This is a genomic window from Sporosarcina sp. E16_3, from assembly GCF_017347125.1.
Classification (GTDB): Bacteria; Bacillota; Bacilli; order Bacillales_A; family Planococcaceae; genus Sporosarcina.
On record NZ_JADPRX010000004.1, the window covers coordinates 76,266 to 90,523 of the forward strand.

Here is a 14,258-nt window from a genome sequence, read left to right on the forward strand (position 1 = left end):
TATTCAAACCCCTTCATTAATGTACATTTGTGTTGGAAACTTTCCCCCGCTCTGTCCATTTTACAAGCAGTATCCTTCTAATTACGGCTATGTTTTGGAATAGCCTGACACCAAATGCGAAAATTGCCGCAAGATATAAATCGACTCCTAGATGCACCCCTAAAAACGCCAGTGCGGCCGCCAGTGCTATGTTGAAGAAGAATCCAGATACAAACACCTTATCATCGTATACTTGCTGCAAATGAGCCCTGATACCACCAAATAGCGTATCAAGAGCAGCGAGTACAGCAATCGATAAGTAATTGTCATACACCTGTGGAATTTGAATATCTGATAATAGACCCAGCGAAATTCCGAGTACAAGACCAAGTAATGGTAACCACATAAGTCATTCCCCTTTCGGCAATTCCTTTAAAAATTGATTTTCCAACCTTTCTGGATAACCGCGGATTTCCACCGCCATTTCTGGTTCCCCAACTTCAAGGATTAAATCATCCAGATAAAAGTCATCGTGAATCGCCGAGGCTACTAAATAATTGTATACTTTCTCGCTTTCTGCAAGGGTCGGGGAAATGATTTTCATGGAAAAGGGCGGTGTTGAAACATTCAACCCATTTACAGTCGTCATTCCATTAATATCTCTGATGGAGCTCAATATCGTATATCTTTTGCCATCAATTTCGAAGACGAGGCTTTTAAAACGATTTAACTCATTGACAAAACGGGTAAGTAAATCTGGGGATATTCCAGTGATTGGCAAACCCAAGGCCACACTTTCAGCAGATGGCCGAACTTTGATAATAATACCCGGTCCTTCAACGTCAGTAACACCCGCTTGCCGATAAAGCTTGTCCACTGTTTGGGTTAGAGCTCTCCCCGTGTTTTCTATATTTATCGATTTGTATGTAAGTACTGTCTTGTCCAACTCACGAATTTCAGAAAGCAATTCAGAATGGAATTGCTTCTCGCTTGCTAGGGCTTGACGGATTGCCCAAATGTCCCTCGTATCTCGTTCTTCCGGGTTTTTCATCGAATTAAATTGAACGGCTGTCATAAACCCGACGAGGAGCAAAATCAGTGTAAATCTCCAGTGTATTGTTTTTCTCATCCGTCCAACCCCCTACACCATTACTCAACTCTCATTGCGCAAAGCTGACAGCCTGATTTCCTTTGACTGTTCTGTAGTAACGACGATATTATCCCGAATAAGGCTATCGATCACACCACCTTTTAAATGTAATGCCGAAGAAAGAACGTTCATATCACCAATCGCTTCTATAACAAATGGTGCCGGATAAGTTCTTCCATCAACCGTAATGACTGGCCCTGTGCATTTTATATAAGAATTTGATGTGATTCGATGTCCATTTATCGCTAATCCTTGCGCTCCGGAAATCCTTAATTCGTTGACGACCCGAAGAATATGACTTTCATGAACAATATAATCGTTCGGATTCTGTTCAACAGGATCGTAGTCGGCGTCTTTCAAAGTAACCTTAACACCTTGTCCGATAGCAGGGATTACACCAAGCAGCAAGCGGAGATCTTTAGCCTCATCAACGAGACTGGCATGATCTTTCTCCCCCATGGAGAAAGAACGTTCATACTCACGTATCTCTTCCTGCTTGGCGGCGATTTCATCAGTCAGTTCCTTATTCCGTTCCTGCTGACGGATTAACCCTTCCCGGTAATCCTCTTCCTTGTTAAATGCTGGCGATCCAGTACTATCGGTCTCCTGGTTTATACCAAGGGTTCGATATGAAAACGCGAGGATAAAGCCCAGTACAAGAAATACAACCGAAAAAAGAATACTTCTTCCCCTCTTTTTGTATGCATCATTCACCTTCTTCGTCAATCGGCTCCTCCTCCTCCCCTATTAGACCATATACTTTACTAAAAGGAGTGAAAAACGTCCCGACTTCCATGTCAATTACACCTTTTTCATAGCTGTTCAATTGTGCTGTTATATCCGGATAATAAGCCATTTTTTCAGCAAACGTTGAGATGAATGCGCGGACCTCGAAACCATCGTCCATATAGACTGTAATACTATCCGAATCCTTTTCATCCCCTGTAACAATAACTTCTGAAATCAAGTGATAGACAGTGTCGTCCATTTTCAGCAACTGTGCTGTTATCCGCTTTCGCGTTTCGGTATTCTTGAAATTATTCAAGACAGGCGATTCAGCCTCGGGTAACAACATGCCGGTTGGAAACGTTTCTCCACTTTCTAACAGTAAGCTATACTGTCCCCCGTCTTCTAGGTAGGCAACCGTCTTCCATTCGGTAATTTCGATTTCAATACTCCTAAACCATTTTCGTGACACTGACACCTTTTGTACGCCTTCGATTTTCTCCATCGACTCTTCGATGTCATCGGTACTGAAGCTCCAAAGAGAGTTGTCAATTGTTAAACCACTTTTTTCCTCATAAAATGCCTGCTCGTGGAGAACCGCACCGCTAACCTTAATCATCTCTAGCTTACTCAGTGGGGATTGAAAATAAAGGATAGCTAGGAGCGCAACACCAAACACAGTCAACATGAACAGGAATTTTTTATTCGTTTTTCTGCGACGCTTTTCCCGCAAGGATGGAATTCGCTCTTCAATGTCAATGACTTTGTCCATTTTGCCCCTCCTCTATCAACTAGATTTTCTACCCACTGTAAAATGCATGATGGTCCCAGCCGCAATCCACGTCGTCATCAATGATGAGCCTCCATAGCTTATAAAAGGCAAAGTGACACCTGTTACGGGCAAAAGCCCTGATACAACGCCGACATTCAAGAACGTTTGAAAAATGATCATCGAACCCATGCCTGCAACCATCAGAAATGCATGCCGTCCTTTCGTTCTGATTGCGATTCCGAAAGTTGAAGCCAACAAAACGGCAAATAGCAACAACACCAACGTCGCCCCAATGAATCCCGATTCTTCCGCGATAATCGAAAAAATGAAGTCATTTTGCGGTTCAGGCAAATAGAGATACTTTTGGCGGCTATTGCCGTAACCATGACCAACCAATCCTCCAGGCGCAATCGCAAACAACGACTGAATTCCTTGGAAGCCCTTACCAAGTGGGTCACTCCATGGGTCGATATACGATTTGATACGATCCAACCTGTAAGGCGCCGCGGCAATCAGCGCTACAAAGGCACCTATACCAGCAAAACCAAGAAATGCGAAAAACTTTAGTGGGTAGCCTGCAATGAACAGAATAACGAACGCTGAGACAATCATAATAACGGCAGAACCAAGATCCGGTTGCAGCATGATAAGGGCAGCAGGTAACAAGATCAATCCGAAGTGGCCAAACCGAAATATTCCTTTTCCATGAATTTTGTCCATACTGCATGCCAGCTTCCCAATAAGTGCAACTTTGACGAACTCGGCAGGTTGAATACTAAATGGGCCAAGTGCGATCCAGCTTTGAGATCCATTCCTCACTGCGCCAATCCCCGGAATAAGCACAGCAACGAGTAACAGGATTGTCATCCAATAAACAAACGTCCATGTCTTCGGACTCGATGTCAGAGGACTTTTCATAATTACAAGAGCAATGCCGATTGACACTGCCATATAAATTGCTTGTTTCACGATGAACGGCGAGGAGTCAGCATAATGGACCGCTCCCCAATACGAACCAGCGGAATGGACAAAAGCCAATCCGATGAATGATAGGGCTACGGCAGAAACGATAAATGACGTTTTCAACTTAGCTTCCAGTGAACGCATCCTTCCGCAAATTTGCTGGATCATGTAAATGACTATATAAGTTGAAATACAGAACCCCATTGAATTCGCTGCGGCGCTCGGAGATGCCTGCCACCCTAAGCCAGGCAGCTTTTAGCCGCTAATCTTAGGGTCCGGCTGCCCCTTGTAAGGCGCCTTCATTCTGTTTACACATATAAAACAGTCACAAGTAGCATGAAGAAAAGTACATTGTAACAGTAACTGACACAATTTGTGCCCTCCAAATTGTGGTAGCAGCCGGAACTGATAGGCAGCAGCTGCTACACACTTGGTACCTAAGCACACACTGAACAATCTCTAGGAGCTAAAGACACCCATTAACTCTTACAGTTCCATAACCGCTTCGATAAACTGATCGCCCCGAGCCTCGAAACTTGGGTACTGATCCCAACTGGCGCAGGCGGGTGAAAGCAAGATAATATCCCCTGCAACAGTAAGTGGGTAGGCTTTCCGCACAGCATCCTTCACATCCGCGGCAGTTATGATTATTTCTACACCGCATGACGCTGCAAATTCCGAAAACTCCCTTGCAGTTTCTCCTACAGCGACAACTGCTTTTACATCGCCCATATAAGATCGTAACTCTTCAAATGACTGTCCTCGATTCAATCCGCCCGCAATAAGAATAGTTGGCACATCGAATGCGGCTAATGCACTTTTCGTAGCTAGCGTATTCGTTGCCTTTGAATCATTGTAAAACTTCCGGCCATTTAATTCCTTAACGTATTGCATCCGATGACGTACACCGGTAAAGGAACTTAGCACGCTTTCGATTGCATTTTTTTCACACCCTAAGAGGATTGCAGCCGCGGTTGCAGCAAGAATATTTTCAAGATTGTGCTGTCCCGGTAACTTGATGACGGATCTCAATACATAAGGTTGCCCATTCCAGTATATTTGCTTGTCATCAGCTGATATTCCATTTTCTTTCATTCCAGTCAAAGAAAAAGGCACTTTCGCAGCGGTTGAGCGAGCTACATACTTCTTAAGTTCCGGCTGATCATCGTTGTAGATAAAGTAATCTTCTGCCGTTTGATTTTTCGTGATGCTATACTTTGCCACCGCATACGCTTCAGAAGTTCCATGATAATCAAGATGTGCATCGTACAAATTCGTCCAGATAGCTATTTTCGGACGGAATGTATCTATCCCCATTAGTTGAAAGGACGATGCCTCTAGGACGATGATATTTTCTTTCGTAGCTTTTTCGGCAACAGTACAAGAGACCGTCCCAATGTTACCCGCAATAAGCGGCTGCTTACTGCCGATATTAAGCATATGGTACAGCAGGGTTGTTGTTGTCGTTTTACCGTTCGAACCTGTAATTCCCACAATTGGTGCTTCACTTATTCTGGAAGCAAGTTCAATTTCTGTCCACACCGGAATACCTTTGCTAATTGCTTCCACAACCACCGAATTACTGTAAGGGATTCCTGGATTTTTCACAACGATATCATATCCCTCGTCAAGAATATCTGCAGGATGACCGCCACATATAACTCGGATTCCTTTCAAGCGAAGCCCTTCCGCCTCTTCATTACCCGCTTCTGGTGATGCATCATTTACCGTTACATGAGCACCAGCTGCATGCAATAGTGATGATGCAGCACAGCCACTTTTCGCTAGACCAAGAACAAGGATATTCATTCCATTAAACTGATTGGCGTTTTTCACTTACATCACCTCCAGCAAGACAGGGACTATTGCCGCCAAAAAAGCGACTCCCCAAAAAACAAGTACAATTTTCCATTCGGACCAACCCGATAATTCAAAATGATGGTGAATCGGACTCATTTTAAACACCCGTTTACCAGTCGTCTTGAAACTAATCACTTGGATAATAACAGAAAGCGTTTCAATGACGTATACAATTCCAATGATGACAAGTAGGAATTCCTGTTTAATTAAAATTGAAATCATTGCAAGTGCCCCACCTAGTGCCAAGGATCCCGTATCCCCCATAAATACCTTAGCCGGTTTGACATTGAAAACCAAAAAGCCAAGCATTGCTCCTGTAACAACAAAAGAAAAGACTGCAATATCATGTTGGCCATATATAAGGGCATGCACGCCAAATGCAGCAAAAGCAATAGACGATGTCCCAGCAACAAGGCCATCTAGTCCATCCGATAAATTCACTGCATTGGAAAATCCAACAAGCCAAAAAATAAGGAATGCAACATAGAATACACCCAGCTCAATTTCAAATTCAGTGAAAGGAATTTGCACTGCAGTATCAAACGGTCCTAACTTCAAAAGGAAGAATGCAGCCACTGCAACGATAATTTGGCCAATCAGCTTTTGAATAGACGTGAGCCCAAGATTCCTTTTCAAAACGACGATTATAAAATCATCTAGAAAACCGATGATGCCAAAACCTACAAAAACGAGCAACAAGACAATCGTCTGTGTCGTCAGCACGTCATATATGTATGAAAGGGCGAGCGTCGAAATGATAATTGAACCTATGAAAATAAGCCCGCCCATCGTAGGTGTACCAGCCTTTTTCTGGTGAGTTTTGGGGCCTTCCTCCCGGATACTCTGCCCAAACTTCAATCTTCTAAGGGCTGGAATAATAACAAATCCCAATAATAGTGAAATGGTAAACGCGACCGCAATGGCCGTCAATGTGGTGACAAGTGTCATAAACTTTTTCTCCTTCTACCTTCTGATGTAGCCACTTATTTGAGCTACATCAGACTTTGCATTTAATTGGTTACTCAGTGTAAACGTGAATAACATCATCAACCGTGATTAATGTTTCAGCGAGGGGTAACTGGTATTTAACTTGTTCCCCAGAACCGTGCCACTCAATACGATACGTATACAATTGACTAGCGATTTTTCCTTTTGTCATTCCCGTAAGATTGGGAACTCGATGAGTTATTGGGTCACCCCATCTGTATTCCTTTTCGATTTGCCCTTCCCTGCCCGTAATGCCGGCTAGCGGGGCGATTTCTTCAATGATTCGACCTACTATAGGAGCTGCTATGACGCCCCCGAACTGAATGGAGTTTTTCGGACTATCAATCGCGATATAGACGAGAAGTTCAGGATCATCCGCTGGTGCAAATCCGATAAACGAAACGATATAATCACCGTCTTTATAAACACCATCGACAACTTTCTGTGCAGTTCCAGTCTTTCCACCAACACGCAGTCCATCTGTGAACGCATTACGGCCGGAACCATTTGCAACTACCGATTCTAGCGCTTCCCTAACTTGCTTGGATGTTTCCTCACTGATTACCTGTCGTTGCATTTCCGGACCAAATGATTGAAGAGTCTTTCCCTTATCATCTGTAATTTCCTTCACGATATACGGACGATACAGATAACCACCATTTATCGCCGCGGCAACAGCTTGAACTTGTTGAATCGGCGTCACCGAGATACCTTGACCAAATGCGGTTGTCGCTTGTTCGACAGGACCAAAGTTTTTTTCGGAAAAAAGAATTCCTTTTGATTCGCCTGCAATTCCTGATCCCGTTGATTCTCCAAAACCGAAGTCCTTGATGTATTTACTTAACTTTTCCGGCCCTAATCGCTGGCCAATTTCAACAAATCCAGGATTGCATGAATTTTCAACGACTTCTAGAAATGTCTGATCCTTATGGCCTTCTCTTTTCCAACAGCGTAATCTCGCTTTTGCAATCATTACATAACCTGGATCGTAAAAATGCTCTTTATTAAGATCAATAACTTTTTCTTCAAGTCCCGCGGCTAGCGTTAAAATTTTGAATGTCGAACCCGGCTCGAAAGTCATCCAAACAGGTAAATTCCGATTATAAATACTTGGATCTACATTTTGATATTCCGCTGGATGAAATGTCGGTGCGGAGGCAATCGAAAGCAATTCACCTGTTTTAGGGTTCATGACAATGGCAAGCGCTTGAGTGGCATCATACTTTTCCATCGCCTGCAACATTTCACGCTCAACAATTTCCTGCATTCGTAAATCAATTGTCAATTCTACGTTTGCGCCCTTTGTCCCTGTCTTAAAACCATCATCCACATGCGGAAGCGGAATTCCTTTAGCATCCGTGTACAAACGAATCTTGTCACCCGTTCCTTGTAGGATTTCATCATATGCGTATTCAATACCTGCCAATCCATTCCCATCATAACCCGTAAAGCCAACCAACCTAGATAGTAGCTCCCCGTTTGGATAATGCCTTGCAAAATCAACGCCAGTATACAATCCATCTATTTGCAGAAGGGCTATTTCATCTGCCTGCTCTTTTGTTATATTTTTCCCTTCAGGCGCCAGTTTTACCATATATGCTTTTTCAGACATTTTTGCTTCCAAATCGGCTGCATTAACGCCAAGAATGGATGCCATTGCCATTGCTGAACTTTTTATTTCATGATTTTGGGACGGCATAAAATATAAGGTCGGCGCTAGCCTGTTGCCGACAATTAGGCCCCCATTGCGGTCTACAATGTCCCCGCGTACTCCTCCGAATGGGATTTCACGATCCCAGTTCGCTTCCGCGCGTTCTTTCAGCCATTCATGTTTAATAATTTGTACATGGAATAGCTTTGCAACGACCATTCCTAAACAGATTAAAAATATGACAAATACTGCTCGTAACCTTTTTTTAGATTGCAATTGTATAAACGTTCGCAGCGGTTACACACCTCTCGTTTTTCTATCAACGTATGATGTGACACGGACGGCTATTCGTTATCCACCTACAACACTCTTTTCTTCAGCTTCTTCTTCTATAGGTTTATGGATCTCAGATGGCGACTGCAACTTAATAACAACTGGATCTTCTAGTCCGATTACAGCCCCTTTTGAAAGGCTTTGCTCAGTTACATAGCCATCTCCGTTAAGCCGTAAATCAAGCCCGGATAACAGTTTATACGAAAGCACCATTTTTTTTGACCATCCAGTGAAGTCAGGCAATGCGGTGACACCTTTTGTCTGCAACAGGACGACTGACCCTTCCGCGAGTTTCGTACCGGCATACGGATATTGTATATCGATTTTTCCACCCTCACCAATGATTTCAGGGACAAAGCCATCTTTTTGCAATTTAACGATTGCTTCAGCCGAATCTTTTCCAGTATAGTCACCAATAACAGTTGGCTCAACTATATCTTCTCCACTGGGAACAATGTTCATATAGCGCAAACTATTATCCATAATAGAGGTGAATAGTTTCGATACCGGATCAGAACCGATTTCTCCTACTTTCAGTTTCGGTTGCTGTACAAGTACATATGTTAGTAACTGAGGATTTTCTGCTGGTGCCATACCGAGAAATGAATACAAATAATTCCCGTGTCCAGCTAGATAGCCTCTTCCTGAAGGATTCGGAATTTCAGCAGTACCCGTTTTACCGCCTACTGTATAGCCATTAAGTGCAAACTTTTTACCAGTCCCATATTCAGACGTAACTGTTGAAGCAAGTAATTCCCTTACTTCTTTTGCTGTTTTAGCAGAAATCGGACTTCCATTTTCCTCAGGCTTCTGATCCTGTATGACTTTTTCTGTATTCGGATCAGTAATTTTATCGATCACATACGGTTTCATCATAACACCATCATTGGCAATCGCTGTTGCCGCTTGAACCATCTGCATTAACGTAACCGTTGAACCTTGACCAAATGCAGTTGTCAATCGTTCGATTGGATACGTATCCAGAACTTTTCCCGGTGCTTCATTCGGCAAATCAATTCCAGTCTTTTCTCCAAATCCGAACTTCCGTAAATACTCAATATATGTTTTATCACCCATTCGTTCCAGTAAATAAGCCATCGACACGTTCGAAGACCTTTGGAAACCTTCTAGGAACGAAATATAACCCCAGCCAGTAATATTATGATCGCGGATTGTTCGATCATAAAGTGTGTACTGACCCGATTTATAGAAGTCAGTCGGAACCCACTTTTTTTCTTCAATTGCCGCAGCTACTGTAAACATTTTAGTTGTAGAGCCCGGTTCGATTGTCGTTTCAACGGCCTGATTTAACCAGTTCTCCGTAAGACCTTCACGGGTAGATGGATTAAATGCAGGACGCTGACTCATTGCTAGTATTTTCCCAGTCTTCGGATCCACTACGACAGCCAGTATTTTTTTTGGTGAATACTCACTTTCAACACGATTCATCGCATCTTCCATGAAATTTTGAATGGTCTTGTCGAGTGTCAACTGAATTTCATAGCCGTCTTTGGCTGCGACAATTGCTTCTTCTGCTTTCGGCAACTTGAAGCCAAAGTTATCCGACTTAAAGTTAACTTTGCCATCAGTGCCATTTAACTCTTTATTATATGTTTTCTCCAAACCCATTTTCCCAACAGTAGTTATATTTTTTTCACTATCTTCTTCCTTCATAGCAAATCCGACTAAATACGACGCAAAAACACCATTGGGATAATATCTAGTTTGGTCTTCAATGAAAAGAAGTCCAGGCAGTTCCTGCTTTTTAATCGCCAAAACAGTTTCGTGACTAATATCACGGCCAGCCTTTCCGAATTCAACTTGATATGTATCTGCTTTCACATTCGTCAGGCGGGATACAATTGCATCTTTTTTAAGTGGAATATAGTTAGCAAGCACTTCAGCCGTTTTATTAATATCAGTGATATGCAATGGTTTTTTAGAATCTTTGCTTGCTTTTTCACTCAATACGGCAATGAGCCGGTAACTCAACGTATCGGAGGCAATAAGCTCTCCGTTTCGATCAACAATCGTTCCCCGATCCGCTTTCAATTCCGATTCTCTCGCGTATTTCGACTCAGCAAGCGTCGCCATCACTTTTCCTTCCGCTTGTCCCGTTGCTTGAATGAATACTATTCGTCCAAACAAAAGGAAAAAGAGCCCTCCGTATACCAAAAACATCAGAAAGGCTCCCCATTGGAATCGAAACTTTTTTTTCATTGTCCAGACACAACCTTTACGTTGTTCTCGTTTGGATTCAAGCCAAGTTCCTTCGCTTTCTTCCATATGCGATCATATGTAGATTTTTCTTTCACTAGGATGGACAATTCCATATTTTGTTTTGTTGTTTCTGAAACATCCTTTCCAAGCAATTGCACTTCCCTGTTTGTATCATTAATTTGAGCCTGTGTATGTAGAATCATTGTTGAGAAGAGGACAAGAATTGTTGCAAACAGCACGAACAGGAATTTCTCCCCGACAGAAAAGACTTTACGAGAAGGCCGTACTTCAGGCTGTTTTCTTGGAACTACTGGCGTTTCAATTTCACGAATATATGACGTTTGGAATTTTCTCTGTTCTAATGCCATTCACAAATTTCCCCTTTCATTTCTTTTCTACAATTCTGAGCTTAGCGGATCTTGCCCGCTTATTCTCTTCTATCTCTTTTTCGCTTGGTATTATCGGTTTTCTTGTTACTAATTTCAGTATTGGTTCCATGCCTTCCGGTATTACGGGTAAATTCGGTGGAAGATCCGGTAAAGAAGACGCTTCTTTGAAAATGGTTTTACACAATCTGTCTTCTAATGAATGGAACGTGATGACGCTAATACGTCCTCCAGGGTTAAGTACTGTAATCGCATCCGTTAAAGAATCCTCAGCCGCGCCAAGTTCATCGTTCACAGCGATACGGATTGCTTGGAACACCCTTTTCGCGGGATGTCCGCCCGTCCGTCTTGTTGCCGCCGGGATGCTTTGCTTGATCAGTTCAGCAAGTTCGGCAGTGGTTTGGATTGGGGATTGCTGTCTTGCTTCTTCAACTTTACGCGCTACTCTTTTCGAGAATTTTTCTTCGCCATAACGGAAAAAGATGCGGACCAAGTCTTCATACGACCAATCATTAACAACATCATACGCAGTTAATAGCGCATCCGTATCCATACGCATATCAAGTGGCGCGTCCAAATTATAGCTGAATCCACGTTCGGCTGTGTCTAGTTGAGGTGATGAGACACCTAAGTCATAAAGAATGCCATCCACCGTTGAAATCCCTATTTTCGCCAATTCAGATTTCAAGTTTCTGAAATTTGAATGGACAAATGTTATTTGAGGAAGATAATCCTTCAATCTTTCTTTCGCCACTTCAATTGCCGTAATATCTTGATCGAAGCAGATAAGTCTTCCTTCAGGTGATAATTTCTTAGCTATTTCTACGCTGTGACCGGCTCCACCTAAAGTGCAATCAACATATATGCCATCATTTTTTATATTTAAGCCTTCGACGGCTTCATAAAGTAAAACAGTTGTATGGTTAAAAATTGGAACCGCCCACTTTCACAAATTCATTTTAGTTAAAAATCAAAGTCGATAATATTTTCTGCGATTTCATTGAACGATTGTTCAGATTCATCATAATAGGCATCCCACAATGCTTTAGACCAGATTTCAATACGGCCTGAAACTCCAATTACGACACACTCTTTTTCAACCTTTGCATATTGGAGCAATGATGCCGGAATATTAATGCGACCTTGCTTGTCCAGTTCAACTTCCGTTGCTCCAGAAAAGAAAAACCTTGCAAATGCACGAGCATCTTTTTTCGTCACGGGTAAAGCCTTAAGCTTTTCCTCGAGACGTTTCCATTCATCCATCGGATAACCGAAGAGACAGTTGTCCAGGCCGCGAGTCAATACAAAGCCCTCACCTAAATGTTCCCGAAATTTCGAAGGAACAATCAAGCGACCTTTTATATCGACAGTATGCTGATATTCGCCCATGAACATACTCTTCACCCCACTATATGAAATTAATGTACCACATCCCCCCACATTCCTCCACCGGTTTGTTAACATTTATGCTATTTTCACGTGAAAATGTGTCAATAGTACTTGTTTCAGTGAGATTTTTCTGAATTTAAAGAAAGACACCCCCGCAGCACAAACTGTGCTTGCAAAAGTGTCTTTCTAGTTCACCGCTTATAAATAGATGATTTTGTGGGTCCCGTCCATTTCAAATGGTAATCCTAGAAGATCCTGGATGAGGGTTGGTCCATAACTATTCAAATAGGTGTACGGCGTGTAAAGTCGTTCTTGCAACACGCCCTCAGGCAACAATTCCCCTTCCAGTATGCCGAATGTGCGAAGTTCCGCGTCATGCTTCAACAATACTGCTTCTTCTGCTTTACCTTTAAGATAATCCAACTGTTTTGTGTGGAAACGAAGATTTTTTTCGAGCAACTCTTGCATCATAGGTCCTTGCTGCTCTGCAAATTTAGCAATTTTTTCATACTGCTGGCCCAATATCTTTTCCGTTTCATCCACAACCGAATCAAAACGTTCATCCTGTAACCCGGTTATGAATTGCTCCCGCGCAGTGACTACTGCTCCCGACATGACGTCATCCATCGTAAAGTTTTTCCCGTCCAATGCATGCTTAACTTGTGGTGTTACCAATGTCATTGACATCCTTGGTACAATAATTGGCATTTTCATATCTAGATGATGGAACGCCTCTTTCAAGACTGCCCAATAAGCAATTTCTCCAGGTCCTCCAACGAATGCAAGTACCGGGAAGACCATGTCCTGCATCAGCGGTCTTGTCGCGACGTTATTGCTTAATAGCCAAGGTTCTTCGTTAGCGATTCTCAGTATCTCGGCTTTTGAAAACCGGAGACCTGAACTTTCATTGACGAAAAAATCATCTTTTCTTGAAAGCAGAACTCGACCCGTGTCATGAATGTAGAAGAGATTCGCCGCATCCATTTCAGCATCAATAGGAGTACCAAACCCTTTTTCTGCAAACAGTTCTTCCTTGTTTGAAATTACTTCAGCAAGGTGCTCAGCTTCTTCAATTAAATGAACAAAATAGGGTTTTTCGAGCTCCCGTAACTGTATGAATGCTGAATCGATGAATAATAGACCTTCTTCTTTGAAAAGACCGTTCATGAGACTAACGAAAAACTGTGTAAACGACTCTTCCTGCTCCACCGCACCAAGGACTTCATCCAACAAGTCTTTTGTATATGCCGTTTCACCATACTTGCCAAAAACTTCTTTCACTAACGATGCCATCACTTGTTTGTCATACTCCGCATCGGATGCCATCAGCTTCAGTACGAAATTTCCACGGTATTGATGTTTCGCCCCGCGGCCTTCCATTTCCGTATAGACATGATTAATTTCATTCAAATCATGATCCTCACCTGCAACCCAAAACACAGGGACAACAGGTACACCTAGTTTCTCCCTCTGTCTTTTCGCAAGCAGGATAACAGATATCGCTTTGTGTACAGAGTATAGGGGTCCCGTTAAAATACCCGCTTGCTGCCCTCCAACTACGGCAACTGCATTTTCAGCAAGTTCTTCAATATGCGTAGTAGCATTCGCTGATATTCCAAATGGCTCCATGAATGAACGGATTGTTTCTGCAAGCTGACGCCTTTCAAACGTACGACCTGCAAGTTCCTTTAGCCTATCGGGATAAGAACTTTCTTCATTTTCATAATCAAAAAAAGTATGTAGAAATTCTTTATCGTTATTATACGATTGCATCACTTTATTTTTTTCTTGTAATACTAATGATTCTAATTCCATTATTCATGCCCCTTTGTAACTATCGGT

13 protein-coding genes are annotated in these 14,258 nt (G+C 42.5%); all 13 read right to left on the reverse strand.

Annotation, left to right across the window (positions count from 1 at the left end; genetic code table 11):
• Positions 1-16 precede the first annotated feature (16 nt).
• The 13 genes from I2483_RS05035 to bshC all read right to left on the reverse strand — a co-directional run bounded on the left by I2483_RS05035 (position 17) and on the right by bshC (position 14,231).
• Positions 17-385, reverse strand: a complete 369-nt coding sequence (locus I2483_RS05035; protein ID WP_186671313.1) for a small basic family protein — start codon at positions 383-385, stop codon at positions 17-19.
• Between the two features lie 3 nt (positions 386-388).
• Entirely contained in the window at positions 389-1,108 is a 720-nt protein-coding gene (locus I2483_RS05040) for a DUF881 domain-containing protein (RefSeq protein ID WP_207174183.1), read from the reverse strand.
• 24 nt (positions 1,109-1,132) lie between these two features.
• Positions 1,133-1,855 carry a DUF881 domain-containing protein gene (locus tag I2483_RS05045; protein ID WP_207174184.1) on the reverse strand — a complete coding sequence of 241 codons (723 nt, stop codon included), beginning with the start codon at positions 1,853-1,855 and terminating at the stop codon, positions 1,133-1,135.
• Positions 1,836-2,627, reverse strand: coding sequence for a cell division protein FtsQ/DivIB (locus I2483_RS05050; RefSeq protein ID WP_207174185.1), 792 nt, complete (start codon positions 2,625-2,627; stop codon positions 1,836-1,838). The genes I2483_RS05045 and I2483_RS05050 overlap by 20 nt, the downstream gene beginning before the upstream one ends.
• 15 nt (positions 2,628-2,642) lie before the next feature.
• Positions 2,643-3,734 carry a putative lipid II flippase FtsW gene (gene ftsW / locus I2483_RS05055; RefSeq protein ID WP_207174186.1) on the reverse strand — a complete coding sequence of 364 codons (1,092 nt, stop codon included), beginning with the start codon at positions 3,732-3,734 and terminating at the stop codon, positions 2,643-2,645.
• A 342-nt stretch (positions 3,735-4,076) separates the two neighbouring features.
• A complete protein-coding gene (gene murD / locus I2483_RS05060; RefSeq protein ID WP_207174187.1) occupies positions 4,077-5,426 on the reverse strand; it encodes a UDP-N-acetylmuramoyl-L-alanine--D-glutamate ligase in 1,350 nt (449 codons plus the stop codon).
• Entirely contained in the window at positions 5,427-6,398 is a 972-nt protein-coding gene (mraY, locus tag I2483_RS05065) for a phospho-N-acetylmuramoyl-pentapeptide-transferase (RefSeq protein ID WP_207174188.1), read from the reverse strand. It lies immediately after the preceding gene.
• 70 nt (positions 6,399-6,468) lie between these two features.
• Complete coding sequence (locus tag I2483_RS05070; protein ID WP_481886316.1) at positions 6,469-8,382, reverse strand: penicillin-binding transpeptidase domain-containing protein; 1,914 nt, start codon at positions 8,380-8,382, stop codon at positions 6,469-6,471.
• A 57-nt stretch (positions 8,383-8,439) separates the two neighbouring features.
• A complete protein-coding gene (locus I2483_RS05075) occupies positions 8,440-10,641 on the reverse strand; it encodes a penicillin-binding protein (protein ID WP_255550271.1) in 2,202 nt (733 codons plus the stop codon).
• Positions 10,638-11,009 carry a cell division protein FtsL gene (gene ftsL / locus I2483_RS05080; RefSeq protein WP_207174189.1) on the reverse strand — a complete coding sequence of 124 codons (372 nt, stop codon included), beginning with the start codon at positions 11,007-11,009 and terminating at the stop codon, positions 10,638-10,640. Before ftsL ends, I2483_RS05075 begins: the two co-directional genes overlap by 4 nt.
• A 16-nt stretch (positions 11,010-11,025) precedes the next feature.
• The gene (gene rsmH, locus I2483_RS05085) at positions 11,026-11,958 is read right to left on the reverse strand and encodes a 16S rRNA (cytosine(1402)-N(4))-methyltransferase RsmH (protein WP_207174253.1); all 933 of its coding nucleotides are present in this window, start codon (positions 11,956-11,958) and stop codon (positions 11,026-11,028) included.
• A 32-nt stretch (positions 11,959-11,990) separates the two neighbouring features.
• Positions 11,991-12,422 (reverse strand): division/cell wall cluster transcriptional repressor MraZ, encoded by a 432-nt coding sequence (gene mraZ, locus I2483_RS05090; protein ID WP_207174190.1) that lies wholly within the window; start codon positions 12,420-12,422, stop codon positions 11,991-11,993.
• Between the two features lie 192 nt (positions 12,423-12,614).
• Positions 12,615-14,231, reverse strand: coding sequence for a bacillithiol biosynthesis cysteine-adding enzyme BshC (gene bshC, locus I2483_RS05095; protein WP_207174191.1), 1,617 nt, complete (start codon positions 14,229-14,231; stop codon positions 12,615-12,617).
• Positions 14,232-14,258 lie beyond the last annotated feature (27 nt).